Raw genomic sequence first — 24,695 nt, forward strand, 5'->3', positions numbered from 1 at the left:
CGGGCTCATTCAGAATAGAGTCGTCATTGATGTGACTGCGCCCTAATGCAAAGGATGGATACGTGAGCGAAACAGTCTTGCCTAAAGAGAATCTTGAACCGCGGCTTGAAGCGCCTGCGCCAACGTCGACCGAGCCTTCGAAGCGTCGTGGCAATAGTCTGGTGATTTTAGCGTTACTGCTGGGGGCTGCGGGTGTTGCTGCCGGTGGCTGGGGTGTCTGGCAGGTGCGCATTCTGCTGGCTGGCCATCAGCAACAGTCGGGGCAATTGCAGGATATTGGCGCGCAGACTCAGACGCTCAAAGAGAACGAGCTCCAGTTGGCGACGCGTCTTGCACAGTTGCCCGCAGCGGATGAACTTGAAAATCGTCGGCAACTGGTCGCCCAGCTTCAGGGCGATCAGCAGCGTCTGAGTCAGCGTCTGGAAACTGTGCTGGGTGCCAGCCGCAAAGACTGGCGACTGGCCGAAGCCGAGCATCTGGTGCGTCTGGCGAGCTTGCGCTTGTCGGCGCTGCAAGATATCAACAGTGCTCAGGCGCTGGTGCAGGGTGCGGATGAAATCCTTCGCGAACAGGATGACCCGGGTTCCTTTGCCGCGCGCGAGCAATTGGCCAAAAGCCTGGCTGCGTTGCGCAGCGTAGAGCAGCCTGATCGCACCGGCCTGTTTCTGCAATTGGCGGCCCTGCGTGATCAGGCCGCACAGCTCAATGCGTTGGCGCCCGAATATGAAGACAGGGGAGGGTCGTTGCTGGGATTGACCTCCGACAGTGACAACTCCAGTCGCTGGGTGCAGTGGTGGGATAAGCTCTCGCACTACATTCGTATCGACTTCAATGCGGACAAGAACATTCGTCCACTGCTGGCCGGACAGAGCCTGACACAGGTTCGACTGGCCTTGACCCTGGCGCTGGAGCAAGCTCAGTGGGCTGCGCTTAATGGCGAGCCGCAGGTGTACAGCCAGGCCCTGACTGAAGCGCGCAGTGTGCTGCTCAGTAACTTCAATCAAGACAACCCGCAAAGCAAGTTCCTGGATGAGCGCCTTCAAGCCCTGATTACTCAGCCGGTATCGGTGATGACACCCGATCTGGCGCAAAGCCTGAGCGCCGTGCAGGCTTACCTTGAGCGTCGTCATGCGTCTATCGAGCAGCCTGCCGCACCTGCCAAGCAGGAGGCTCGTCCATGAAGCGTGCCTACCTGATCCTGTTCGCGGTGATTGTTGTCGCGGCGTTGATTGGTGTCGCTATCTCCGAGCACTCGGGCTACGTGTTGATCGCGTACCAAAACTTCCGTTACGAATCGAGCCTATGGGCAACGCTGGCGCTGCTGGTGGTGATCTGGCTGATGGTTTTCCTGCTGCGGGCTTTGTTCAATCTGCTGACAGCGTCGGGTGGGGTGGTCAATCCGTGGTCGCGGTACAACCGCAGCCGTCGTGTGCAACTGGCGATCGAGCACGGTCAGATGGACCTCGCCGAGGGCCGCTGGGCCAGTGCCCAGCGCCATCTCCAGCGTGCCGCCGAAGCTGAGCGTCAGCCGCTGCTGTATTACCTGGGCGCTGCACGCGCGGCAAATGAACTGGGCCGTTACGAGGACTGTGACAACCTGCTCGAGAGGGCGCTGGAGCGCCAGCCGCAAGCCGAGCTGGCGATTGCGTTGAGTCACGCGCAGCTGCAGCAGGATCGCGGCGACATCGACGGTGCATTGGTGACCTTGCAAGCGATGCATGATCGCCACCCGCATAACGCGCAGGTGTTGCGCCAGTTACAACGTTTGTATCAGCAGCGTGGGGATTGGTCGGCACTGATTCGACTGATGCCCGAGCTGCGCAAGGACAAAGTGCTGCCACCGTCTGAACTGGCTGAGCTGGAGCGGCGTGCCTGGGGCGAGAATCTCACCCTTGCAGCGCAACGCGGGGAGGAAGGCGAAGCGGGTCTGCAGTCGCTCAACAAGGCGTGGCAACAGCTCACGTCGGCACAACGTCAGGAGCCGCCGCTGGTCCTGGCCTATGCCGAACAATTGCGCCAGCTGGGCGCCGATGCCGAGGCGGAAGAGGTACTGCGTACAGCGCTCAAACGCGACTACAACAGTCATCTAGCCCGTCTTTATGGGTTGTTGCGGGGCCGCGATCCTGCGCGACAACTGCAAACGGCTGAAGGTTGGCTCAAAAGTCATCCTGATGATCCGAGCTTGTTATTGACGCTGGGTCGTCTGTGCCTGCAAAGCAGCCTGTGGGGCAAGGCGCGGGACTATCTGGAAAGCAGTCTCGGCCAGCAACGTAACCCTGAGGCTTGCGCCGAACTGGCTCGTTTGTTGGCACAACTGGGGGAGACCGAGCGCAGTAATCAGCTGTTTCAAGAAGGCCTTGGCATGCTTGATGAGCGTTTGCTGGCACGTCCGCTTCCGGCAGTAGGCCGGGCCTAGGCTGGAGGGGTGTGTCCGACCCCGTTTTGTAGGAGGTGCCCTACCGTTCCGTAGGGCGCAGGAATGATCTTGCAGAGAGCGGTATTAAATCCGTTCAACTGCGTCGGCACATGCCTACAAGATTGCAGAAGTATCGCTACGTCCCTATCTTGAAAGGGTTATGCGCTTTCCTCTACCGTAATGGCCCTCGCACTCTGTTACGGATTAGCCATGCACCTGGCCCGCTCGCGCTCTCTGTTCCTCTTGGCATTTATTGCCTGTGTGTTTGTCACTTGCGCAGCGTTATATCTGGAGTATGGCGTAGGGCTTCGCCCCTGCCCGCTGTGCATCATTCAGCGCGCTTTTTTGATCACTTTCGGTGCCATCTGCCTGCTCGCGGTTTTGCACGCGCCCGATAAGGCCGGTTGGCGGATCTACTCGCTTTTGGCTTTGCTCTGCGCCCTTTCGGGAGCGGTGGCGGCGGGGAGCCAGGTCTGGCTGCAAAGCCCGCTTCGGGAAGACGTGACGGCCTGCCTGCATGCGCCGAACTCCGCACAGGAGGCGGTGCCCCTGCTCCTTGCGCAGGTATTCAAATGCGCCGCCGGCTGTATTGAAATCCATTGGTCACTGCTGGGTATGAGCGTTGCCGAATGGAGTCTTTTGGCGTTCGCCGGCATGATTTTGTTTGCGGCTTACCCGTTGTTTCAGCGCGTCGGCGTCGGCGCGAACGATGCACAGGAGGCCTGAAATGCGGGTAAGGATTAAACGCTTGTATGAACTTTATCTCCTGCGTACCTTGATGGGGTTGGCGTGCGGGCATAATCTTGGCCGCACGCGTCATTGGAAATATGCTGCCTATCTGGCTTTATCAGACCCGTCTCTGGCATCGAGATTTATTAGAAAGTCTGGAGGCGGGTACAGAGCAGCATGACCCTGAAGGGAAGAGAGATCATCATGTTGGAAAGTTGTCAGAATGCTCAGGAGCGTTGGGGCGGGGTCAATCTGCTGATCGATCGCTGGTTGAAGGAGCGTCACGAGCTGGTTCGAGCCTACGGTGCTCTCGGCGGAACGCCCGAGGCGTTGGCGGATGACCGCGTATCTCTGCAGAAATTCTGCGAAATTCTGGTCGATTACGTTTCGGCGGGGCATTTCGAAGTCTACGAACAGCTGACCAATGAGGCCAAGGCCTTCGGCGATGAGCGTGGCCTTGAGTTGGCTGAGAAGATTTATCCGCGTCTGGATGTCATCACTGAAGTGGCGTTGGCGTTCAATGATCGCTGCGACAAAGGCGATTGCTCCGATGGCGAAGTCGTTGCCGTCGAGCTCAAGAAACTGGGCGGTCTGCTGCATGAGCGCTTCGAACTTGAAGACTGTCTGATCGAAGTGCTGCACACCTCTCATGAAATAAAAGACGTGGCCCAAGCCTGAAGCCTCGACATTACCGGGCGCGCGCCCTGCGCCCCGGTTTCTGATCCCTCGCTCTTACGGAGCGACACCCAATAGCTCAATTTCGAACACCAGCGGTGTGTAAGGATCAATCAGATCCCCGGCACCTTCTGCGCCATAGGCTTGCGCGGAAGGAATGACCAGCCGCCATTTCGCACCCACCGGCATGCCTTGCAATGCGCTGGTCCAGCCGGCGATCACGCTATCAAGGCGGAACCATTGCGGTTGGCTGTTTTGATCGAAGATGGTCCCATCCGGCAGCCGACCTACATAGCGCACTTGCACTCGGTCCGAAGTCGTCGGTTTTGCACCGTTGCCCGGGGTCAGCTCTGTCAGCAGAATCCCGTCCTCCAGGACACGAACACCCGGTTTGGCTTTTTCGCTGTCCAGAAAGCGTTGCTCGGTACTCATGGCAACTTCGCTTTGCGGCTCTGGGGGCGGCGTGTCTTCTGCCTGCGCCATTGAAGCATCATGGTCTCTGAGTATCTGTTCAATGCGCTCATCTTTAAGCGCGAGCGGCTTGCCTTGATAGGCCCGCTGCAGCCCTTCGATCAGCGCCGGAAGCTGCAGGTCCGGAACCTCCTGGCGCAGGCGCTCGCCAAGGCTCGCGCCCAGACTGTAGGCAAGGTCATGGTCATTTGCCGAGGTGGCGGTTTCAGCGGCGTGAGCGAGTGGTAGCAAGAGAAACAGAGACATTAATACGTAACGCGACATGGTGCTCTCCAGCCTGGGAAGAGGGCAATTATGCCAGTGCAATCGCTAAGGTGTTGCTCGGCATGAAAGGAATTTCATGAGGTTGTCACACGCTCTTCTACCAACTTTCACCCTGTCGTGAAACGCGCGGCCATTGTTACTGTCAACATGGCCTAGCGGCGGTGCAGGCAGAGGTCTAGTATGAGCCGCAATCAAGCCAGCCAGGAGGTCAGTCATGTCGGCCCAAAAGAAGCCAGTAAACACCCCATTGCATTTGCTCCAACAGCTCTCGAGCAGCCTGCTCGAACATCTTGAAAGCGCTTGCTCCCAAGCGATGGCTGATGCTGAAAAACTGCTCGCCAAATTGGAAAAGCAACGCGGTAAAGCTCAGGAAAAACTGCACAAATCCCGCATCAAATTGCAGGACGCCGCTACCGCCGGTAAAGCCAAGGCGCAAGCCAAAGCCAAGCAGGGCGTGTCTGAGCTTGAAGAGTTGCTCGATGCGCTGAAATCTCGTCAGTCTGAAACCCGCACTTACATCCTGCAGCTCAAGCGCGATGCTCAAGAGAGCCTGAAGCTGGCTCAGGGCATTGGTCGCGTCAAAGAGGCCGTGGGTAAAACCTTGAGCCTGCGTGATGCGAAACCGGTAGCTGTAAAAGCCTCCGCGCCTGCAGCCGCCAAAGCTCCGGCTAAAACAGCCGCCGCGAAGGCCCCTGCAAAAACGGCTGCAAAAGCTCCGGTCAAGGCGCCTGCCAAACCCGCTGCTAAAGCGCCTGTTGTAGCTGCCAAGCCAGCCGCAAAAGTTGCTGCCAAGCCTGTCGCGAAAAAAGCAGTTGCTGCAACCGCCGCTAAACCTGCTGCCAAGCCGGTCGTCAAACCTGCGGTCAAGGCACCGGTTAAAACAGCCGCCGCCAAACCTGCTCTGGTTAAAGCGCCAGTTGCCAAGGCTCCCGCCAAAGTGGCTGCCAAGCCTGCCGCAGTGAAACCGGCCGCCAAGCCTGTTGCAAAACCTGCAACGCCGTCAGCGTCCACCACGCCGACTGCCGTTGTCCCAGCAGCAGTGCCAGCTACTGGCAACGTCACACCTATCAGCGCTTCCTAAGGCTGGTTCGCCTCGACGCGCAGCACGTGCAGCGCGTCGAGGTTCTGGGGGGCAGCGTCGCCCGCAAGACCTTCCAGCCACGCCATCAGATCTTTCGTTGTCCCTGCTGACCAGTCCTGCGTCAGTGCTTCAAGCCGCGAAAGCAATTCGCGCTCAGCCTCCAGTTCCAGCCCCTTTACCTGTTCGCGCAACTTCCCCCATTCGACGTCATTGACCGCCGCTGCTCGCCAACGGGTGCGTAATGCCCTGAGGGGTTGCACCACTTCGTCGTGCCAGGGCGTGGCCAATTGTCTGATTTCCCGCAAACGGTCGGCGGTGCAAACCACGCCACGTTGGCCCAGCCAGGCACCACACAGCAGCGTGCAAACGTTGGCCCCGCTGGCTTGCAGGCGCAGGCATGCCTGTTCCACACCCGGACGGGTATACAGAATGAGGGTGAAACTCCACAGATCAGAAGGCATAGTCATCTACTTGTTCCGGACGAAGCTGGTAGACTCCGCCGCCATTATGATTCGACTTCAAAACCTGACTTTACAGCGTGGCCCGCAGCGTCTGCTAGAAGACGCTGAGCTGACCCTGCACCCCGGCCATAAAGCCGGCCTGATCGGCGCCAATGGCGCCGGCAAATCGAGCCTGTTCGCTTTGTTGCGGGGTGAACTGACCCCGGACGGCGGCGACTGCCTTGTGCCTGCCGATTGGCGCATTGCCCACATGCGCCAGGAGGTCGACACACTCGATCGCCTGGCCGTGGACTATGTTCTGGATGGCGACTTGCGCCTGCGCCAGGTACAGAGCGATCTGGCCGCCGCCGAAGCCGCGCACGATGGCGCCGCGCAAGCGCGCTTGCATGCCGAGCTGGACAGTGCCGACGGCTACACCGCCGATGCGCGAGCGCGAAAGTTGCTTGCCGGGCTGGGCTTTACCAATGAACAGACAGAACGTCAGGTCGGAGATTTCTCCGGTGGCTGGCGGATGCGTCTGAACCTTGCGCAAGCGCTGATGTGTCCGTCGGACCTGTTGCTGCTCGATGAGCCGACCAACCACTTGGACCTCGACGCCATTCTGTGGCTCGAAGACTGGCTTAAGAGCTACACCGGCACCCTGCTGCTGATCTCCCACGACAGGGATTTCCTCGATGCGGTGGTGGATCACATCGCTCACGTCGAACAGAAAAAAATCATTCTCTATCGCGGGGGCTACAGCGCCTTCGAGCGCGCCCGTGCCGAGCGTCTGGCCCAGCAACAGCAGGCCTACGACAAGCAACAGGTACAGCGTGCGCACATGGAGAAATTCATTGCGCGCTTCAAGGCTCAGGCGACCAAGGCCCGTCAGGCTCAAAGCCGGATCAAAGCCCTTGAGCGTATGGAAGAGTTGTCGGCGGCGCATGTCGATTCGCCGTTCGACTTTACCTTCCGTGAGTCCGATAAAATTTCCAGCCCGCTGCTCGATCTTTCTGATGCGCGTTTGGGCTACGGCGAAAGGGCCGTACTGGAAAAGGTCAAATTACAGCTTACGCCGGGTGCGCGGATCGGTTTGCTCGGTCCTAACGGGGCGGGTAAATCGACGCTGATCAAAAACCTCGCAGGCGAGCTTGAGCCGTTGAGCGGGCGATTGGTGCGTGGCGAAAACCTGATCGTTGGCTACTTCGCTCAACATCAGCTGGACTCCCTCGACTCCAAAGCCAGCCCGCTGTTGCACCTGCAACGTATTGCGCCGACCGAGCGCGAACAGACCTTGCGCGACTTCCTCGGTGGTTTCGACTTCCGTGGTCCGCGTCTGGACGAGCCGGTACTGAATTTCTCCGGCGGCGAAAAAGCACGTCTGGCGTTAGCCTTGATCGCCTGGGGCAAGCCAAACCTGTTGCTGCTCGACGAACCGACCAACCACCTGGATCTGGAGATGCGCCTGGCCTTGACCATGGCCCTCCAGGAATTCAGTGGCGCGGTATTGGTGGTTTCCCACGATCGGCATCTGCTTAAAAGCACCACCGACGATTTCTTGTTGGTGGCTGATGGTCTGGTACAGACCTTCGATGGCGACCTGGAAGATTACGCGCGCTGGCTGGTGGATTATCGTCTGCGCAATGCACCGGTCAGCAACACGCCGGTCAATGCCGATAAAACCGACAAGAAAGCCCAGCGCCAACAGGCCGCCGCTTTGCGTCAACAGCTGGCACCGCACAAGCGCGAGGCTGACAAGCTTGAGCGCGACCTCGGCACGCTGCATGAAAAGCTGACCAAGGTCGAAGCCGGATTGGCCGACAGTGCGAACTACGAGGCGGCGAACAAAGACAAGTTGCGCGACCTGCTGGCTGATCAAGCCAAACTGAAGGTGCGTGAAGCCGAGCTTGAAGAAGCCTGGATGGAAGCCCTCGAACTGCTTGAAGGTATGCAGGCCGAGCTGGAAGCCTTGTCCTGATCAACGCATGGGCCTGCTCGGCGTTTGCCCGCAGGCCTTAAAAAATGAATAGTCATTTTTCGGCGCAAACATTAGCTTAGAAGGCATTCCGGTCTTGCCTGAGGTGTGTGATGTTGCTTGAAACGTGGCTGGCATTTTTTGCCGCCTGCTGGGTTATCAGCCTGTCTCCAGGGGCTGGCGCTATCGCGTCCATGTCGTGCGGGTTGCAATACGGTTTCTGGCGCGGTTACTGGAACGTTCTGGGCCTGCAATTGGCGCTGGTGTTGCAGATTGCGATTGTTGCGGCGGGCGTGGGTGCAGTTCTTGCGACGTCCGCACTGGCCTTCAGCCTGATCAAATGGTTTGGCGTGCTCTATCTGGTCTATCTGGCCATCAAACAATGGCGCGCGCTGCCCAGCGACATGGCCGATGACGCCGCCGTACGCCCGATTGGCCGGCCCTTGAGCCTGGTCATGCGTGGCTTTCTGGTGAATATCAGCAACCCCAAGGCGCTGGTGTTCATGCTGGCGATCCTCCCGCAATTCATCGACCCGCATCAGCCGCTGCTCGTCCAATACCTGATCATCTGCGCCACCATGGTCGCGGTCGATCTGACGGTGATGGCCGGTTATACCGGGCTGGCTTCGCGCGTGCTGCGCCTGCTGCGCACGCCGAAGCAGCAGCGTCGGATGAACCGGACCTTTGCCGGATTGTTCGTCGGCGCAGCGGCATTTCTGGCCACGATCCATCGCGGTACGGCTTAAAACCTTCACAAATCAACGGTAGGAGCTGCCGAAGGCTTGCGATCGGCCGTGGGGCCGAACGTCGTGTTTGATCTTCATGAAGGTCCTTCGGACCTTATCGCAGCCTTCGGCATCTCCTACATGGCCTCTGGGTATTGCCTTAGCGCAAAATCGTCGGTGCTTCGTCCCTTGGTAAATTGTTGCGCGGCAGTGCAGGTTCGCCGTAGCCACTGAAGCCCACCAACTGTTCTTTCAACTGCCGGGTGACATCTTCGCCAATCGATTTGGACACATCGCGTACCACGCGCCCGCGATTGAGGGTGACGTGCAGGTCATTGCCATTGACCAGTTTGGTGTCCTGACCTTCGCCCATCGCGGTGAACGCGGAGGTGATCTCGAAAGTCCGGGTGTTGATCAGACTGAAATCGCCGACCAGGGTCAGGCCCAGAATTGCGGAGTGAGTGTCGGTGTTGGCCAGTGCGGTCATGTCTTGGCGGAAATCGATATCCGACACGGTGCCGAACAACACGAAATCAGCGCCCTTGAAGTTACCGTTTTTGATTCGCTTGATCACGTCATACACGTCATACACGTCTTCAGTGGCTTTGGCCGTGTAGGGCGAGCCCTGAACCAGCTGGAACATCCCGGATTTGAGAATCTCGCCCTTGATGTCGCCACTGAATTTACGCAGCTCACCCTGTTCGATGTAGCTGGTACGGCTTTCGTATTCGTTGTAACTCGCCGAACCGCTGGCCTGATAGGCGCTTGCCTGGATATTACTCTGCGCGGAAACCGTGTGGATGTACTGCTCCACTCGCTGCTGGAATGCCAGATCAGTGACCGCGATTTTCGGCGCAGCCTGGGCACCCAAGGCGCACACCAGGCTGAGAATGCCAATCCATGCACGCATTGCTTAACGCTCCGTGGTTTTGCGAATTTCTTTCTCGTCCATCCATTCAGCCAGGCCGCTTTCGACGTCGATCAGCTGCAGGCTGAATTTGTAAAAAACGTCTTTCACGTCACTGCTGCGCTTGACGATCGAGCTGATGGAGCCTTCCAGGCGGTATTTGGCGGCGACCATGTTGCCGGTCTTGCTGACAGTCGATTTTTTGTACAAACCGCTCTGATTCTGCAGCTTGAGTTGATCGACCTGGCTTTGGAGATCGGTGTTATCGCTGGCAAAGCGGGCGGTGCCGGACTTCATCAACTGGGTCTTGATCGAGGTGGTGATCTCGCGGGTATCGATGTACTCGCTGGTCTTGTTCTTCACGTCGTAGACCTGCACCACCGGGCGACCCTGGAGAATGCCGGACTGGGCCAACGAGCGCGTCATGGTTTCGGCGATCATTTGCAGGTCGGTGGAACCGAATTCGTTGGTCACCAGCTCGACGGCCTTGGTATCGCCGTAGCTGATGTTTTTTCCGCCCAGAACGGGCGAATTAGAAGCGCAACCGCCAACCAGCAAGGCAATGACGGCAACCAGTGAAAAGCGTGCAAACGGCATCTGAAGGCTCTCTTGAAATGAACGAAGCTAAATAGTGAAAAAGCTAAATGGGCGAAACAGGGTTCAACGCGTGCCAGTACTCAAGGCGTTTTGACTTCGATCCGGAAGTCCGTGGCCCTGGGGACGGGTGCGATGGCAGTCAGATAGCTGGTTTGCGCGCCGTACAGGGTCAGGCTCTTCCAGCTTTCTTCATCTGCTACGGGGAAACCGTCGTTGCCGAGCCAGGCGAAGCGGTAATACAGCGTTTGGTTGCTGCCGCTGGTGTTGCTCAGCGCCGCTTTAACGGTCAGGAAACCGTTCTCGCGCGCGACGCGCATAGGCCCGATTTCGGTGTGCTTCAGGCTGCCCAGTGGCGCCACTTTGCTGGCCGCGCTACCGGGTGCCGGCGCGGGGGTGGCGGCGCACCCGGCGAGCAGGGCCAAGGCCATCAGACTGAGGATTTTGATTCGCATACACGGTCTCCGCTTAAGGTTGTTTGATGGCGGCTACGACTTGCGGCACATCCGTAGGGACTACGTATGAGGCAAGACCGCTGGCATACACCTGATTGCCGATCACGCGTACGGCAACGACCTGATAGCGCTGATCGACCTTGATCTGCACCTGACGGCCACCTTGAATCGACGGCAGGCTCAGTTGGTGCTCGCCCTGTTTCAGGCGCAGACGGAGCACTTGGGTGCTGTTGGGCAGGGTGCGCCAGGTGCGGGTGTCGGCGCCTTCGGTAATTGCCGAGGCAATCCCTACTGCCAGCCCGGCCAGTGGGTTCGTTTTGTTCAACTGGTCTTGCGTGACGCCACGGGTGATTGCACGGACAGAGGTGCGCAGGATGATGCCAGGCAGGTCGTCACGCAGGGCGCGGCGCGACATATCTGTGGTACTGCTCAACAGGGTCAGATTGAGTGGCTGGCCATCGAGCCCGATCTGGGTGAACGCTGCGGTCGAGGTGTCCGGTTTGATCACCGGGAATGACAGCGGCGTGATCACCAGATTGTTGTTGATCGGCAGGGGTAACGGGATGCGGATCGAGTCACGGGCCGGGGCGAATCCGCTTTGCACGACGATGAGTACGTCGCTGTCGGTGCTGGTGCTGGCGGCGTTATCCAGACTCAGCAGCGCCTGATCGAGCAGGGGGGTGTTAGGACGAAGTTCTGCTGCCTTGCGATAGCCCGGCGCTGCCAAGCCACGTTCACCCAAGGCTTCGTATACGAAACCTGAAAGGTAATGACTGAACGCACTCTGATAGCTGTTTTTCAGGCCGACGACTTCTGGGGCGTCAAGGCTTTCTACCGGGTAACCTTTAAGGTCTTTGTACTCGGTTTTGACGCCCCGGTTTTGGGCTTCCTGCTCGCTCTTGAGGTATTCCTTGTCGCGCAACTCTGCGATCACGGCCTCACGTTCGTGGGTCTTCTTGATCTCGGTGCGCGCCCCTTCGAAGTCGTTCTGGGCCAGCAGGTTAAGAGCCATCTCCGTGGTCAGCATGACCTTTTCGTAGTCATAACCTTCATAACGACGAACCTTGTCATTGACCAGAAAGCTGCCGAATTGACTCAGGTATTTATCAGTGTCGAACTTGACCGACTCTTCCCACGTGGACACCACATGATCGGCTGCTCGCCACGCGGTCTGGCTGCCTGTGATATCGCCTTTGGAACGGAGCAACTCGCCCTTTTCAAAGTAGTACAGCAGGTCTTTGTCTTTGCCCGTGTTGTTCTTTTCCAGCAGCACCAGCGCGCCGTCAATGTTGCCGGTGGACATTTGTTGGCTGGTTTCTTTAAGTTCGGTGTCGTAGTTGCGGAAGGCGGCACAGCCAGCCAATTGCACAGCGGCAACCAGCGCCAGAATGATTGATGCACGAGATGACATGAAGGGTTCTCTCTATCCCTGAAAGTCGGCAACCGGGCAACAAGCACCGGTCGGGCAAGTCCTTTTGGCGAAGCAGCATGCGTCTGCCGTGCATGAGGCGCGGCGATTATAGGGCGGATAGATGGCTAAACAATGGCGTTTTGATATTAATTTGAGCCATTACATGAGTTATTCCCAAGCGGAGTGACGTTCATGGCTCCTCGTGCACTGTGCTGCAATGCGGCCTCTGCGGCGCGGTGTCACACCGTCCATCCCAAACGTAGCTGCGTGAGAACGAGAAATATTGATACAATGTAATACAACGCATTCTTATTTGGGATTCCTTGATGTCTTTCCCCTCCCGTTTTTGGGCTTGGCTGATGCTGCCCGTGTTTGCCCTGTGCAGTCTCGAGTTGCTGGCTGACCCTGTTGATGGCGCCGCTCAGGCGTTACACATGCTGGGTTACATCGGTGCGGACTATCCCGCGACCGTTGCTGATGGAAAGGTCATTGATGAATCTGAATACCGCGAGCAGTTGGAGTTTCTGACCGTCTTGCAGGGTTTGATCGTCACCTTGCCTGCCCGTGCCGAGCGCACTGAGCTGGAGCAGGGCGTGGTCAGCCTGCGCGAGGCCGTGAGTCAGCATCAGGAGGGCGCCGCTGTAGCGCGCCAGGCTCGACTGCTGGCGGCGAAACTGGCGGTGACGTATGAAGTCAGCCAAGCCCCGGCAATCACCCCCGATCCTGTCCGTGGTGCGCCGCTGTACGCCCAGCATTGTTCGGTGTGCCATGGTGACGCCGGGGCGGGTGATGGCCCGGCCGGGATTGGTTTGACGCCGCCGCCCGCCAATCTGCGGAACAAGGCCCGGCTCGACCACTTAAGTCTGTATGACGTTTACAACACGCTGGGCCTGGGTGTTCAAGGCACGGACATGCCCGCTTTCGCCGACCAACTGGACGACCGTCAGCGCTGGGACGTGGCGACCTATATCGCCAGTTTCACGGCTGATCCCGCTACGGCCAAAGGCACGGTATTCAATTTGGCCGATCTGGCCCGGCAAACGCCGGCAGAGGTGAGTGCTGCTCAAGGTGTTGAGGTCGCTGCGACCTTCCGTGCCCAGCGCGCACAGCCGCCGCAAGCACAACGTGGCCCCGGGCAACTGCTCGAATACACCCGCATGACGTTGGACAAGAGCCTGGCGGCGTACCGTGCAGGCGATCACGAGCAAGCGTATGACCTGTCGGTCGCGGCCTATCTGGAAGGGTTTGAGCTGGTTGAAAGCTCGCTGGACAACGTCGACCCCAACGTTCGCAAGGCCACTGAAAAATCCCTGATGGCTTTCCGTCAATCGTTGCAGGATGGCCTGCCGGTGGCGCAGGCAGCACAGAAGCTGGAAGCAGCTAAAGCCCTGCTCAAACAATCGGCGGATCTGCTCGGCAGCGATGGCTTGAGCCTGTCGCTGAGCTATATCTCGGGTCTGCTGATTCTGCTGCGCGAAGGCCTGGAAGCGATCCTGGTGCTGGCGGCGATTCTGGCGTTCCTGCGCAACACTGGCCAGGAGTCGGCGGCACGCAGCGTCAACATTGGTTGGGGCCTGGCCCTGCTCGCCGGCCTCGCGACGTGGGCGGTGGCCGCGTATGTGATTGATGTCAGCGGCGCTCAGCGTGAATTGCTTGAAGGTGCCACGGCCTTGTTTGCCAGCGTCATGGTGCTGTGGCTCGGGGTGTGGATGCACGACCGCCGTCATGCCGCTGCCTGGCAGGATTACATCAAGAGCAGCCTGGTGGGCGGTGGTGGCCGTTTTGGCTTCGCAATCCTTGCCTTCTTCTCGGTCTATCGCGAGTTGTTCGAGGTCATCCTGTTCTACGAAACCCTGTGGCTGCAGGCCGGTCCTGCGGGTCATAACGCCGTGCTGGCCGGTGGCGCGACAGCGCTTGTGTTGTTGGTCGGTCTGGCGTGGGTGATTTTGCGCGGTTCGGCTAAGCTGCCATTGGCGCTGTTCTTCAGCATCAACGCGGCACTGCTGTGCGGGTTGTCGGTGGTGTTCGCCGGGCATGGCGTCAAGGCGTTGCAAGAAGCCGGCATCTTCGGCACGCGTCCGGTGCCGTTCTTCGAGTTCGATTGGCTGGGCATTCATGCCGACGCGTATTCGCTGTCTGCACAGGCCGTTGCCTTGTTAGCGATTGCGGTGTTGTATGGCCGTAGCCGTCTGGCTGAGAAACGCCGCATTCCGGCGGTCTAGGAAAACTGTATGCGCGTCTGGATCGATGCCGATGCTTGCCCCCGGGCGGCTAAAGACCAAGTCATCAAGTTCGCTTTGAAGCGTCATTTCGAGGTGTTGCTGGTGGCTGGGCAAAGCCAGGTCAAGCCACCGTACGCGTGTGTCAAATTGATCGTGGTGCCCAGCGGCCCAGACGCTGCGGATGATTACCTGGTCGAGCATGCAGTGCCGGGCGAACTGGTGATTTGCAGCGATGTGCCGTTGGCGGATCGGCTGATCAAAAAAGGCGTCGCGGCACTCGACCCTCGGGGCCGCGAGTTTGACCCGCAGAACATGGGTGATCGTCTGGCGGTGCGAAACCTGTTCACTGACCTGCGTGATCAGGGCCAGATGGGCGGCGGGCAAGCGCCCCATGGCGAACGCGAAAAACAGGCGTTCGCCAATGCCCTGGATCGGATTCTGACGCGGCTGGTGCGGGAATACCCTTAAGTCAGGATTGGGCGGTTTTCACCGTTAATCTTCGTTTTCCTGCGTCAACTCAATCACCCGATCCACCAGTTTGTTGATCCCGGCCGCCGCTTCGCTGATCGACTGGGCGGTCATGTACGCTGGGGTGCTGACCAGTTTGCGTGCGGTGTCCTCGACAATCTCGTCGACTGCGCACTCTGTGTGGTTGCCGCCCATTTTGCAGATGGCCTTGGCGGTGTCAGGGTCGTTGCCGATGGTGCAGGTGACGCCCGGCCCATAGATTTTCGCTGCCAGCGCGGGGGAAATGCAGATCAACCCTATGGGTTTTCCTGACTCGGCAAAGGCTTCGGCCAGCGTCAGAAGCTCAGGCTGCAGGCTGCAATGGACGCCTTCGAAGGCGAAATTGGACAGGTTTTTTGCCACGCCAAATCCACCCGGCATGATCAGCGCATCAAAATCCTCTGCATTGGCCTCGCGAATATCCTTGATCGCGCCACGTGCAATGCGTGCGGACTCGATCAGGACGTTGCGCGACTCGGGCATTTTTTCGCCGGTCAGGTGGTTGATCACATCGTGTTGCGCAATGTCAGGGGCGAAACATTGCACCTCGACGCCGCGCTGGTCCAGGCGCAGCAGGGTGAGAACGCTCTCATGGATCTCCGCTCCGTCCTGGACGCCGCAGCCGGAAAGAATCACTGCCACTCTCTTTTGCATCGCGTTTTGCTCCTGTTCATGGCGCTGAATCGGCTGATTCGCACGCTGGCCGTTTCTTTAAATGCGGTGACAAGAATGTCGTTAAATGTCCACTAATTTGTCATTCGCTGCCATAGGGTTTTGGCCAATCCGGGCCTAATCTTTGGTAATAGGCCTCCTGAGTGGCAACCCCATGAATTTGATTCTGTACGCCGTGCCGTTCTTCTTTGTGCTGATTGCCGTGGAGCTGTTGGCTGACCGTTGGCGCAAGGTTAATACGTATCGTTTGTCCGATTCGATCAACAGCCTGAGCACCGGCGTGCTGTCGACCACCAGCGGCTTGCTGACCAAGGGCGTCGGCTTGCTGACTTACGCGTTTGCCCTTGAGCATCTGTCGCTGCTGCAGCTTTCGCCCGACAGCCCTTGGGTGTGGGTGTTTGCGTTCGTACTCTATGACTTCTGTTACTACTGGCTGCACCGCATGGGGCACGAGCGCAACGTGTTGTGGGCGGCGCACTCGGTCCATCACCAGAGCGAGGAATACAACCTCTCCACGGCCCTGCGCCAGACCAGCACCGGCTTTCTGCTCAGCTGGATTTTCTACCTACCGCTGGCAGTGCTGGGCGTGCCATTGCTGGTGTTCATCAGCGTCGCGGCGCTCAATCTGCTGTATCAATTCTGGGTGCATACCCGCCACATTCCCAAGCTGGGCGGGTTCGAGTGGGTGTTCGTGACGCCGTCCAATCATCGTGTTCACCATGCGCAGAACCCTGTTTACATGGATCGCAACTACGGCGGAGTGTTCATTGTCTGGGACAGATTGTTTGGTTCTTTTCAGGAAGAGCTGGACAGTGTCCCGGTGATTTTCGGTGTCACCACGCCACTGGCGAGCTGGAATCCACTATGGGCAAACGTGCAGTTTTACGCCCAGCTGGCCGCCGACGCACGGCGTACCGAGAGCCTGTGGGATGCGCTGCGGATCTGGTTCATGCGCACCGGCTGGCGCCCGGCGGATGTCGCGGCCAAGTACCCGCTGGGCAAGACAGACCTGAGCCAGTTTCGTAAATTCGAGGTGCCGTTAAGCCGTTCGCAGCAGGTCTACATCACCATGCAGTTCGCGATCCATGCCGCGCTGGGCAGCTACCTGATGGGGATGGGCGACAGCTTGGCCCCGCCAGCACTGGTGCTCGGCTGGGTCTGGGTCACGGTTGGTTTGTTTGTGCTCGGCGTGGCGCTGGAGAACCGGCCTGGGGCGATCAGGCTGGAGTGCGCCCGTCTGGTGTTGAACCTGCCGTTAATGGGGCTTGCACAGGCGCTGGGGCTTTGGACAGTGAGTCCGCTGGGCTGGCTGACCTTGCTGACTTACGTGCTGCTGAGCGCAATGGGGCTGTATTGCGCTCGTGGGCATTTCAATCGTTTGGCTGACTCTTGACGTCAACGGTGGCGACCTTGATGGACGCCATTTCCAGCTCTTTGGCAATGCGTGCGGCTTTGATTCGTCTGCGTAGCCACAGAACGGCGCCAAGCAATAGCAGGGCGCCCAGCACCCAAAGCTCATACTTTTTGACGTTGCCCAGCAGGCCTTCGAGCAACGCGCCGAAGTGATAGGCAGCCGCACCCAGTGCCGCCGCCCAGACGCCCGCACCTATGCCGTTGAGCAGCAGGTAGCGCCCAGGCGGATAGCCGGACAGGCCAATCGCCACCGGCATCACGGTACGCAGCCCATAGACGAAGCGAAAGCTCAGCACCCAGATATCCGGGTGTTTGCGAATTTGCTCCAGGGCCTTGTCACCCAATAACTGCCAGCGCGGTTTGCGCGCCAGCAACTTGCGGCCGTGCTTACGCCCCAGGAAATACCAAAGCTGATCACCGGCGTAGCTTCCAAGGAAGGCCACGACCACGACCATGTTGATATCCATGTAACCCCGGAACGCAAGAAAGCCGGCGAGGACAAGGATCGTCTCACCTTCAAAAAAGGTTCCAAGGAAAAGGGCAAAGTAGCCAAAGTCCTGCAAAAATTGTTGGAGCATTGTCTGGATGCTGGCGAAATGAACGCGCAGCCTAACGCCTAGAAGACATTCAGGAAAGTGTGGATATGTGTCTCGACGTGAAGAATTCCTACAGAGACAATGGTTGCGTCCTACGGTCGCACGTTGCGCATAGGTGTCATACATTGGTCATAATGGTGGCTTATAACTGTCACGCTTGCCCGCCTGCGCGGGCTATGGAGTCTTGCCGTGAGCTTTACCCCCGCCAACCGCTTGTTTCCTCTTACCCGTTTGCGCCGCAATCGTCGTGACGATTTTTCCCGTCGCTTGGTCCGTGAAAACGTACTGACCGTCGACGACCTGATCCTTCCGGTTTTCGTACTCGATGGTGAAAACCGTCGTGAGACGATTTCGTCGATGCCGGGCGTTGAGCGTCTGAGCATCGACTTGTTGCTGCAGGAAGCGGAGCAGTGGGTGGCGTTGGGCATTCCGGCGTTGGCGTTGTTTCCGGTGACGGCGCCTGAGAAAAAATCCCTTGATGGTGCTGAAGCCTGGAACCCCGAGGGGATTGCTCAGCGAGCCACTCGCGCGCTGCGTGCTCGCTTCCCTGAGTTGGGTGTGATCACCGACGTTGCCCTCGATCCGTTTACCACGCACGGTCAAGATGGCATCCTCGACGCAGAGGGCTATGTGCAGAATGACATCACCGTCGATGCGCTGGTAAAACAAGCGCTGTCCCATGCGGCTGCCGGCGCGCAAGTGGTTGCGCCTTCTGACATGATGGACGGTCGCATTCAGGCGATCCGCGAAGCCCTCGAGCTTGCCGATCACGTGAATGTGCGGATCATGGCGTACTCGGCGAAATATGCCAGCGCCTACTACGGGCCGTTCCGCGATGCGGTAGGGTCGGCGCTGAACCTGGGTAAAGCCAACAAGGCGTCCTATCAAATGGACCCGGCCAACAGCAACGAGGCGCTGCACGAAGTAGCGGCCGACTTGTCTGAAGGGGCTGATATGGTGATGGTCAAGCCGGGTATGCCGTACCTGGACATCCTTTACCGGGTCAAAGACGAATTCAAAGTACCGACCTTCGTCTATCAGGTCAGCGGTGAATACGCGATGCACATGGCCGCGATCCAGAATGGTTGGCTGAGTGAGGCTGTGATTCTTGAATCCCTCACCGCTTTTAAACGTGCAGGTGCTGACGGCATTCTTACTTATTTCGCCGTTCGTGCTGCTCAACTGTTAAAAGGGCAATAGTCCCTATCAGGAACACCCATGAATACCGAAGGACTCACCGAAGCAGCTGTTCAGATCGCCGTCCAGGAGGCTCAGCCGGTGGTTGAGCCAAGCATCGAAGTGCTGCCCGTCCCTGAAGTGCTACCCGTACCGGTGGCGCAGGCCATCGTCGTCCCTAACCTGGACGACAGTAGCCTGTACATCCATCGCGAACTGTCGCAATTGCAGTTCAACATTCGGGTGCTGGAACAGGCGCTGGATGAGTCTTATCCATTATTGGAGCGGCTGAAATTTCTGCTGATCTTCTCCAGTAACCTCGATGAGTTCTTCGAAATTCGTGTGGCCGGCCTGAAGAAACAGATCACCTTCGCTCGCGAACAGGCGGGCGCAGACGGTTTGCAGCCGCATCAGGCGCTGGCACGGATCAGCGAGCTGGTGCATGGTCATGTTGATCGCCAATACGCGATCCTCAACGACATTCTGTTGCCCGAGCTGGAAAAACATCAGGTTCGCTTCATTCGTCGTCGTTACTGGACGGCGAAGCTCAAGGCTTGGGTTCGTCGCTATTTCCGTGACGAGATTGCGCCGATCATCACCCCGATCGGGCTCGACCCAACGCACCCGTTTCCATTGCTGGTGAACAAAAGCCTGAACTTTATCGTCGAGCTGGAAGGCATTGATGCCTTTGGTCGCGATTCCGGGCTGGCGATCATCCCGGCACCGCGTCTGTTGCCGCGCGTCATCAAGGTTCCGGAAGAGATCGGCGGGGCAGGGGACAATTATGTATTCCTGTCATCGATGATCCACGCTCACGCCGATGACCTGTTCCAGGGCATGAAGGTCAAGGGCTGCTACCAGTTCCGCCTGACCCGAAACGCTGACCTGGCGGTCGATACCGAAGACGTCGAAGACTTGGCCCGTGCCCTGCGTGGCGAACTGTTCTCGCGTCGTTATGGCGATGCAGTGCGCCTGGAAGTCGCTGATACGTGCCCGAAACACCTGTCCGACTACTTGCTCAAGCAGTTCAACCTGAGCGACACCGAGCTGTATCGCGTCAACGGTCCGGTCAACCTCACGCGTCTGTTCAGCATCACCAGTCTGGACAGCCACCCTGAGCTTCAGTACACACCGTTCACCCCGGCGATCCCCAAGCTGTTGCAGAACAGCGAGAACATTTTCAACGTGATCAGCAAGCAGGACATTCTGCTGCTGCACCCGTTCGAGTCCTTCACGCCTGTGGTGGACCTGCTGCGTCAGGCAGCGAAAGACCCGCACGTGCTGGCGGTCCGGCAGACCCTGTACCGCAGCGGCGCCAACTCGGAAATCGTCGATGCGCTGGTCGATGCGGCGCGTAACGGCAAAGAAGTCACTGTGGTGATCGAATTGCGTGCGCGTTTCGATGAAGAGTCCAACCTGCAACTGGCCAGCCGTCTGCAAGCCGCCGGTGCCGTCGTGATCTACGGCGTGGTCGGTTTCAAGACCCACGCCAAGATGATGCTGATCCTGCGCCGTGAAGCCGGTGAAATCGTCCGTTACGCACACTTGGGGACGGGTAACTACCACGCCGGCAATGCCCGCCTGTATACCGACTACAGCCTTCTGACCTCCGATGACGCCCTGTGCGAGGACGTCGGCAAGTTGTTCAGTCAGTTGATCGGTATGGGTAAAACGTTGCGCATGAAGAAGCTGCTGCATGCGCCGTTCACCCTGAAAAAAGGCATGCTCGACATGATCGCCCGCGAGACGCAGTTCGCGCTCGATGGCAAGCCGGCGCACATCATCGCCAAGTTCAACTCACTGACTGATCCGAAGATCATTCGCGCGTTGTACAAGGCCAGTCAGTCTGGCGTGCGTATCGATTTGGTGGTGCGGGGCATGTGCTGCCTGCGTCCGGGAATTGCCGGCGTTTCGCACAACATCTATGTGCGCTCGATCATCGGTCGTTTCCTGGAGCACACGCGGGTCTTCTACTTCCTCAATGGCGGCGAAGAGCAGATGTACCTGTCCAGCGCTGACTGGATGGAGCGCAACCTCGACAAACGGGTCGAGACCTGCTTCCCCGTGGAAGGCAAAAAGTTGATCCTGCGGGTCAAGAGGGAGCTGGAAAGTTACCTGACCGACAACACCCATGCCTGGATCCTGCACTCGGACGGTCGTTACGTCCGCAGCACGCCAACCGGCAACCAGAACCCGCGCAGCGCCCAGGCCACTCTGCTTGAGCGCCTGAGCAACCCGGTCCTCAGCGTACGCTGAAGACGATACCGACTCGGGCCAACCACTCCGCTTCCTGCGCGAAGTCGGCCTGAGTCAGTTGGTTGTTTTCCAGCCAGTTGTCCGGAAACAGCGCGTCCAGGTTCTGACCGTTCGCGTGCAAGGTCACTTGCGGCATCTCTTGGGTGCCACGAATGTGATGGAACAGGATCGCAAAGCGCAGCAGCACGCACAGGCGAATCAGCTTGATGCCTTCATCGCCGAAGTCGGCGAACTTGTCCTTGGGAATATTGCGGCGGTGGCCACGCACCAGCAGGGCCAGCATGAGCTGATCTTCGCGGGAGAAGCCGGCCAGGTCCGAGTGTTCGATCAGGTACGCGCCGTGCTTGTGGTAGTGATAGTGAGCGATGTCCAGCCCCACTTCATGCACCTTGGCGGCCCAGCTCAACAGCTCGCTGTACAGATCGCCCTCCAGGTTCCAGGCCACAGCGACCTGCTCAAGGGCGTGCAGGGCTTTGCGTTCGACACGGGCAGCCTGTTCAAGGTCAACGTGGTAACGCTCCATCAGCGAGCTGAGGGTGCGTTCGCGGACGTCTTCGTGATGGTAGCGGCCCATCAAGTCGTAGAGCACACCTTCACGTAGCGCGCCTTCGCAATGGTCCATGCGGCTGAGTTCCAGCGCATCGAAAATCGCCTCCAGAATCGCCAGGCCTGCCGGGAAAATCGCCCGACGGTCAGGTTTGATGCCTTCAAAGTCGATTTTCTCGACGTCACCGAGCTTGAACATCTTGCGTTTGAGCCAGGACAACCCTTCGGCGTTGACTTCACCCGTGCCATGTCCGCCGGCTTTGAGTGCCAGGCCAATGGCGCGGATGGTCCCGGACGAACCGATGGCTTCATCCCAGCTCAGGCGATGCAGCGCGTGTTCGATGCTCATGATTTCCAGACGCGCCGCCGTATAGGCCTGGGCATAACGGGCCGGGGTGATCTTGCCGTCGCGGAAATAGCGCTGGGTGTAGCTGACGCAGCCCATCTGCAGGCTTTCGCGCAGCAGCGGTTCGAAGCGTTGGCCGATGATGAATTCGGTACTGCCGCCACCAATGTCGGCCACCAGGCGTTTGCCGGGCGTATCGGCCAGCGTATGGGACACGCCAAGGTAAATCAGGCGGGCTTCTTCGCGGCCGGAGATCACTTCCACCGGATGGCCAAGGATCTCTTCGGCGCGGCGGATGAACTCGATGCGGTTGCGTGCTTCACGCAAGGCATTGGTGCCCACGATCCGCACCGAGCCAGGCTCCATGCCGTTGATCAGTTGGGCAAAGCGCTTGAGGCAATCGAGCCCGCGCTGCATGGATTCTTCAGTGAGCAGGCGCTCTTCAGTGATCCCGGCCGCCAGCTGAACCTTCTCGCCCAGCCGCTCTAGTATCCGGATTTCGCCAAGATTGGCTTTGGCCACGACCATATGAAAGCTGTTTGAGCCCAGGTCGATGGCGGCTATCAAGGAAAGATTCTTGGGTGGTGACTGCAGCATGATCAATGATCTCGGTCGATAACCCGGCCATCGTGCCACGATCCACCTCTGCCGCCAACGCGAAGCGTCGCGTCAAGCCACCCGCGTCAGGCCATTTGCGAATAAATTCGCTTCCCCCGCCCGCTCAGGTGCGTGCGGGAGGGGGCAGGGATTAAAGCCCGATCGAGGTGAGATGCTCATCGCCATAACCCGGCTCATGCATCGCCATAGTGAGACTCAATCAACCCTGACTTCCTGAACGCAGCCAGTCCCGCTATGATGAGCGACGTTTTTAGCCTACGACCTCGGAGACTTTCCATGAGTAGCGACCTTATCAAACACGTCAGCGATGCCAGCTTCGACGCCGATGTCCTCCAGGCTGCCGGTCCTGTACTTGTTGATTACTGGGCTGAGTGGTGTGGCCCTTGCAAGATGATTGCCCCTGTTCTGGATGAGATCGCCGAAACTTACAAGGGTAAGTTGACCATCGCCAAGCTGAACATCGACGAAAATCAGGAAACGCCAGCCAAGCATGGCGTGCGCGGTATCCCGACATTGATGCTGTTCAAGAACGGCAACGTAGAGGCCACCAAGGTGGGCGCGTTGTCGAAGTCGCAGTTGATGGCGTTTCTCGACGCAAATATCTGAGACACCAAAAGCCCCGCAGATTGCGGGGTTTTTTCATTGTGCGGGACTAGACGCCCTGAAAGTCAGGTGTTACATTCGGCCCCGCAATGGTTTCTCCGTTGTCCCCTGCTAGCCGTCGCCGACGCTCTCCTTTCGAATTAGTACGCGATCCTGTCGCTTTCTCTGCGGCGCGGCCTCATTAAGCCAAAAGCTTAATTTCCCCTCCCATACATGATTACGTCATTCCTATATGAACCTGACTGAACTCAAGCAAAAGCCGATTACCGATCTGCTCGAAATGGCCGAACAGATGGGCATAGAAAATATGGCCCGTTCGCGCAAGCAGGATGTGATTTTCTCCCTGCTGAAAAAGCACGCCAAAAGCGGCGAGGAAATTTCCGGTGATGGTGTGTTGGAGATTCTCCAGGACGGCTTCGGATTTCTCCGCTCTGCAGACGCTTCCTATCTTGCCGGTCCAGACGATATCTACGTCTCGCCCAGCCAGATCCGCCGTTTCAACCTGCGCACTGGCGACACCATTGTCGGCAAGATCCGTCCGCCTAAAGAGGGCGAGCGTTATTTCGCGCTGCTCAAGGTCGACACGATCAACTACGACCGTCCGGAAAACGCGAAGAACAAGATTCTTTTCGAAAACCTGACGCCGTTGTTCCCGACTGTTCGCATGAAGATGGAAATCGGCAACGGTTCCACTGAAGACCTGACTGGCCGGGTGATCGATCTTTGCGCCCCGATCGGTAAAGGTCAGCGTGGTCTGATCGTTGCGCCGCCAAAGGCTGGCAAGACCATCATGCTGCAGAACATCGCGGCGAACATCACACGTAACAACCCGGAAGTGCATCTGATCGTTCTGCTGATCGATGAGCGTCCGGAAGAAGTGACCGAAATGCAGCGCACCGTGCGCGGCGAAGTGGTTGCCTCGACATTCGACGAGCCGCCAACCCGGCACGTCCAGGTCGCCGAAATGGTGATCGAGAAGGCCAAGCGTCTGGTCGAGCACAAAAAGGATGTGGTCATCCTGCTGGACTCGATTACCCGTCTGGCTCGCGCCTACAACACCGTGATTCCAAGCTCCGGCAAAGTGCTCACCGGTGGTGTCGATGCTCACGCCCTGGAGAAACCGAAACGTTTCTTCGGTGCTGCACGGAACATCGAAGAAGGCGGCTCGCTGACCATCATCGCCACCGCGCTGGTTGAAACCGGCTCGAAGATGGATGAAGTGATCTACGAAGAATTCAAAGGCACGGGCAACATGGAACTGCCTCTGGATCGCAAGATCGCTGAAAAGCGTGTGTTCCCGGCGATCAACATCAACCGTTCCGGTACCCGCCGCGAAGAGTTGCTGACCGCTGATGACGAGCTGCAACGGATGTGGATTCTGCGCAAACTGCTGCACCCGATGGACGAAGTCGCTGCTATCGAGTTCCTGATCGATAAGCTGAAGCAGACCAAGACCAACGACGAGTTCTTCCTGTCGATGAAGCGTAAATAACAGGTCGGACCGTGTGAAAAGAATGGTGTCCCTCGGGGCACCATTTTTTTTAGCTGAAAATCCCCGTTAAGCACGGCTATTGCGCGTTGATGAGCTGCCGCCAAC

The 24,695-nt window shown here is 58.4% G+C and carries 23 protein-coding genes; 14 read left to right on the forward strand and 9 right to left on the reverse strand.

The annotated features are described in order from the left end of the window. Positions 1–62 precede the first annotated feature (62 nt). The 4 genes from AC1MEA_RS08190 to rsd all read left to right on the forward strand — a co-directional run bounded on the left by AC1MEA_RS08190 (position 63) and on the right by rsd (position 3,823). Positions 63–1,181: a uroporphyrinogen-III C-methyltransferase gene (locus tag AC1MEA_RS08190; protein ID WP_219063006.1), complete on the forward strand. Its 1,119-nt coding sequence runs from the start codon at positions 63–65 to the stop codon at positions 1,179–1,181. Continuing rightward, a complete protein-coding gene (locus tag AC1MEA_RS08195; protein WP_480917322.1) occupies positions 1,178–2,416 on the forward strand; it encodes a heme biosynthesis HemY N-terminal domain-containing protein in 1,239 nt (412 codons plus the stop codon). The genes AC1MEA_RS08190 and AC1MEA_RS08195 overlap by 4 nt, the downstream gene beginning before the upstream one ends. A gap of 210 nt (positions 2,417–2,626) precedes the next feature. After that, the gene (locus tag AC1MEA_RS08200; RefSeq protein ID WP_480917324.1) at positions 2,627–3,142 is read left to right on the forward strand and encodes a disulfide bond formation protein B; all 516 of its coding nucleotides are present in this window, start codon (positions 2,627–2,629) and stop codon (positions 3,140–3,142) included. Positions 3,143–3,349: 207 nt separating this feature from the next. Continuing rightward, positions 3,350–3,823, forward strand: a complete 474-nt coding sequence (rsd, locus tag AC1MEA_RS08205; protein WP_219063003.1) for a sigma D regulator — start codon at positions 3,350–3,352, stop codon at positions 3,821–3,823. 54 nt (positions 3,824–3,877) lie between these two features. Here the strand turns inward: rsd and AC1MEA_RS08210 are convergent, their stop codons facing one another. Next, positions 3,878–4,555: an FKBP-type peptidyl-prolyl cis-trans isomerase gene (locus tag AC1MEA_RS08210; protein WP_480917326.1), complete on the reverse strand. Its 678-nt coding sequence runs from the start codon at positions 4,553–4,555 to the stop codon at positions 3,878–3,880. Positions 4,556–4,769: 214 nt separating this feature from the next. Here AC1MEA_RS08210 and AC1MEA_RS08215 point away from each other — a divergent pair, with 214 nt between their 5' ends. Next, on the forward strand, positions 4,770–5,636 hold the full coding sequence (locus AC1MEA_RS08215) for an AlgP family protein (protein WP_480917328.1): 867 nt from the start codon (positions 4,770–4,772) through the stop codon (positions 5,634–5,636). Here the strand turns inward: AC1MEA_RS08215 and AC1MEA_RS08220 are convergent. Continuing rightward, a complete protein-coding gene (locus tag AC1MEA_RS08220) occupies positions 5,633–6,097 on the reverse strand; it encodes a TIGR02444 family protein (protein ID WP_449634335.1) in 465 nt (154 codons plus the stop codon). The genes AC1MEA_RS08215 and AC1MEA_RS08220 overlap by 4 nt on opposite strands. Positions 6,098–6,143: 46 nt before the next feature. On the opposite strand from AC1MEA_RS08220, the gene AC1MEA_RS08225 reads away from it, so the two are divergent. After that, on the forward strand, positions 6,144–8,054 hold the full coding sequence (locus AC1MEA_RS08225) for an ATP-binding cassette domain-containing protein (RefSeq protein WP_219063000.1): 1,911 nt from the start codon (positions 6,144–6,146) through the stop codon (positions 8,052–8,054). Between the two features lie 110 nt (positions 8,055–8,164). Then, on the forward strand, positions 8,165–8,797 hold the full coding sequence (locus AC1MEA_RS08230) for a LysE family transporter (RefSeq protein WP_219062999.1): 633 nt from the start codon (positions 8,165–8,167) through the stop codon (positions 8,795–8,797). A 139-nt stretch (positions 8,798–8,936) separates the two neighbouring features. Here the strand turns inward: AC1MEA_RS08230 and AC1MEA_RS08235 are convergent, their stop codons facing one another. The 4 genes from AC1MEA_RS08235 to AC1MEA_RS08250 all read right to left on the reverse strand — a co-directional run bounded on the left by AC1MEA_RS08235 (position 8,937) and on the right by AC1MEA_RS08250 (position 12,143). Then, complete coding sequence (locus tag AC1MEA_RS08235; RefSeq protein ID WP_480917330.1) at positions 8,937–9,686, reverse strand: penicillin-binding protein activator LpoB; 750 nt, start codon at positions 9,684–9,686, stop codon at positions 8,937–8,939. 3 nt (positions 9,687–9,689) lie between these two features. Then, positions 9,690–10,280, reverse strand: coding sequence for a penicillin-binding protein activator LpoB (gene lpoB / locus AC1MEA_RS08240; RefSeq protein WP_480917332.1), 591 nt, complete (start codon positions 10,278–10,280; stop codon positions 9,690–9,692). Positions 10,281–10,360: 80 nt separating this feature from the next. Beyond that, complete coding sequence (locus tag AC1MEA_RS08245; RefSeq protein WP_480917334.1) at positions 10,361–10,732, reverse strand: YcfL family putative periplasmic lipoprotein; 372 nt, start codon at positions 10,730–10,732, stop codon at positions 10,361–10,363. Positions 10,733–10,745: 13 nt separating this feature from the next. Further along, entirely contained in the window at positions 10,746–12,143 is a 1,398-nt protein-coding gene (locus tag AC1MEA_RS08250; RefSeq protein WP_480917336.1) for a COG3014 family protein, read from the reverse strand. A gap of 326 nt (positions 12,144–12,469) precedes the next feature. Between AC1MEA_RS08250 and AC1MEA_RS08255 the strand changes: the two genes are divergently transcribed. Both AC1MEA_RS08255 and AC1MEA_RS08260 read left to right on the forward strand, forming a co-directional pair. Further along, positions 12,470–14,365 carry an FTR1 family protein gene (locus AC1MEA_RS08255; protein WP_480917338.1) on the forward strand — a complete coding sequence of 632 codons (1,896 nt, stop codon included), beginning with the start codon at positions 12,470–12,472 and terminating at the stop codon, positions 14,363–14,365. Positions 14,366–14,374: 9 nt separating this feature from the next. After that, positions 14,375–14,833 (forward strand): YaiI/YqxD family protein, encoded by a 459-nt coding sequence (locus AC1MEA_RS08260; protein WP_449634304.1) that lies wholly within the window; start codon positions 14,375–14,377, stop codon positions 14,831–14,833. A 24-nt stretch (positions 14,834–14,857) separates the two neighbouring features. Here AC1MEA_RS08260 and elbB read toward each other — a convergent pair whose 3' ends face one another. Continuing rightward, complete coding sequence (elbB, locus tag AC1MEA_RS08265) at positions 14,858–15,526, reverse strand: isoprenoid biosynthesis glyoxalase ElbB (protein ID WP_449634305.1); 669 nt, start codon at positions 15,524–15,526, stop codon at positions 14,858–14,860. A gap of 172 nt (positions 15,527–15,698) precedes the next feature. On the opposite strand from elbB, the gene AC1MEA_RS08270 reads away from it, so the two are divergent. Then, on the forward strand, positions 15,699–16,937 hold the full coding sequence (locus AC1MEA_RS08270; RefSeq protein ID WP_480917340.1) for a sterol desaturase family protein: 1,239 nt from the start codon (positions 15,699–15,701) through the stop codon (positions 16,935–16,937). On the opposite strand, the gene AC1MEA_RS08275 is transcribed toward AC1MEA_RS08270, so the two are convergent. Continuing rightward, positions 16,915–17,535 carry a DedA family protein gene (locus AC1MEA_RS08275; RefSeq protein WP_480917342.1) on the reverse strand — a complete coding sequence of 207 codons (621 nt, stop codon included), beginning with the start codon at positions 17,533–17,535 and terminating at the stop codon, positions 16,915–16,917. The genes AC1MEA_RS08270 and AC1MEA_RS08275 overlap by 23 nt on opposite strands. Positions 17,536–17,742: 207 nt before the next feature. Between AC1MEA_RS08275 and hemB the strand changes: the two genes are divergently transcribed. Then, the gene (hemB, locus tag AC1MEA_RS08280; RefSeq protein WP_480917344.1) at positions 17,743–18,753 is read left to right on the forward strand and encodes a porphobilinogen synthase; all 1,011 of its coding nucleotides are present in this window, start codon (positions 17,743–17,745) and stop codon (positions 18,751–18,753) included. Positions 18,754–18,771: 18 nt separating this feature from the next. Further along, positions 18,772–20,985: a polyphosphate kinase 1 gene (ppk1, locus tag AC1MEA_RS08285; RefSeq protein ID WP_480917346.1), complete on the forward strand. Its 2,214-nt coding sequence runs from the start codon at positions 18,772–18,774 to the stop codon at positions 20,983–20,985. Here ppk1 and ppx read toward each other — a convergent pair. Next, the gene (gene ppx, locus AC1MEA_RS08290) at positions 20,972–22,474 is read right to left on the reverse strand and encodes an exopolyphosphatase (protein WP_480917347.1); all 1,503 of its coding nucleotides are present in this window, start codon (positions 22,472–22,474) and stop codon (positions 20,972–20,974) included. The two genes, ppk1 and ppx, sit on opposite strands and share 14 nt — an antisense overlap. Before the next feature lie 297 nt (positions 22,475–22,771). Between ppx and trxA the strand changes: the two genes are divergently transcribed. Beyond that, on the forward strand, positions 22,772–23,101 hold the full coding sequence (gene trxA / locus AC1MEA_RS08295) for a thioredoxin TrxA (protein WP_219062988.1): 330 nt from the start codon (positions 22,772–22,774) through the stop codon (positions 23,099–23,101). A gap of 229 nt (positions 23,102–23,330) precedes the next feature. Then, complete coding sequence (gene rho, locus AC1MEA_RS08300; RefSeq protein ID WP_219062987.1) at positions 23,331–24,590, forward strand: transcription termination factor Rho; 1,260 nt, start codon at positions 23,331–23,333, stop codon at positions 24,588–24,590. Positions 24,591–24,695: the final 105 nt, after the last annotated feature.

It is taken from the genome of Pseudomonas sp. ASL8 (assembly GCF_056680355.1).

Excerpts from the sequence above, each read along its gene's own strand:
- AC1MEA_RS08220 (WP_449634335.1), bottom strand. The coding sequence starts at position 6,097 with ATGCCTTCTGATCTGTGGAGTTTCACCCTCATTCTGTATACCCGTCCG.
- ppk1 (WP_480917346.1), top strand. The coding sequence starts at position 18,772 with ATGAATACCGAAGGACTCACCGAAGCAGCTGTTCAGATCGCCGTCCAG.
- AC1MEA_RS08235 (WP_480917330.1), bottom strand. The coding sequence starts at position 9,686 with ATGCGTGCATGGATTGGCATTCTCAGCCTGGTGTGCGCCTTGGGTGCC.
- AC1MEA_RS08215 (WP_480917328.1), top strand. The coding sequence starts at position 4,770 with ATGTCGGCCCAAAAGAAGCCAGTAAACACCCCATTGCATTTGCTCCAA.
- lpoB (WP_480917332.1), bottom strand. The coding sequence starts at position 10,280 with ATGCCGTTTGCACGCTTTTCACTGGTTGCCGTCATTGCCTTGCTGGTT.
- AC1MEA_RS08200 (WP_480917324.1), top strand. The coding sequence starts at position 2,627 with ATGCACCTGGCCCGCTCGCGCTCTCTGTTCCTCTTGGCATTTATTGCC.
- AC1MEA_RS08210 (WP_480917326.1), bottom strand. The coding sequence starts at position 4,555 with ATGTCGCGTTACGTATTAATGTCTCTGTTTCTCTTGCTACCACTCGCT.
- AC1MEA_RS08225 (WP_219063000.1), top strand. The coding sequence starts at position 6,144 with ATGATTCGACTTCAAAACCTGACTTTACAGCGTGGCCCGCAGCGTCTG.
- AC1MEA_RS08260 (WP_449634304.1), top strand. The coding sequence starts at position 14,375 with ATGCGCGTCTGGATCGATGCCGATGCTTGCCCCCGGGCGGCTAAAGAC.
- AC1MEA_RS08195 (WP_480917322.1), top strand. The coding sequence starts at position 1,178 with ATGAAGCGTGCCTACCTGATCCTGTTCGCGGTGATTGTTGTCGCGGCG.
- AC1MEA_RS08245 (WP_480917334.1), bottom strand. The coding sequence starts at position 10,732 with ATGCGAATCAAAATCCTCAGTCTGATGGCCTTGGCCCTGCTCGCCGGG.
- trxA (WP_219062988.1), top strand. The coding sequence starts at position 22,772 with ATGAGTAGCGACCTTATCAAACACGTCAGCGATGCCAGCTTCGACGCC.
- AC1MEA_RS08255 (WP_480917338.1), top strand. The coding sequence starts at position 12,470 with ATGTCTTTCCCCTCCCGTTTTTGGGCTTGGCTGATGCTGCCCGTGTTT.
- rho (WP_219062987.1), top strand. The coding sequence starts at position 23,331 with ATGAACCTGACTGAACTCAAGCAAAAGCCGATTACCGATCTGCTCGAA.
- elbB (WP_449634305.1), bottom strand. The coding sequence starts at position 15,526 with ATGCAAAAGAGAGTGGCAGTGATTCTTTCCGGCTGCGGCGTCCAGGAC.
- rsd (WP_219063003.1), top strand. The coding sequence starts at position 3,350 with ATGTTGGAAAGTTGTCAGAATGCTCAGGAGCGTTGGGGCGGGGTCAAT.
- AC1MEA_RS08230 (WP_219062999.1), top strand. The coding sequence starts at position 8,165 with ATGTTGCTTGAAACGTGGCTGGCATTTTTTGCCGCCTGCTGGGTTATC.
- ppx (WP_480917347.1), bottom strand. The coding sequence starts at position 22,474 with ATGCTGCAGTCACCACCCAAGAATCTTTCCTTGATAGCCGCCATCGAC.
- AC1MEA_RS08275 (WP_480917342.1), bottom strand. The coding sequence starts at position 17,535 with ATGCTCCAACAATTTTTGCAGGACTTTGGCTACTTTGCCCTTTTCCTT.
- AC1MEA_RS08270 (WP_480917340.1), top strand. The coding sequence starts at position 15,699 with ATGAATTTGATTCTGTACGCCGTGCCGTTCTTCTTTGTGCTGATTGCC.
- AC1MEA_RS08250 (WP_480917336.1), bottom strand. The coding sequence starts at position 12,143 with ATGTCATCTCGTGCATCAATCATTCTGGCGCTGGTTGCCGCTGTGCAA.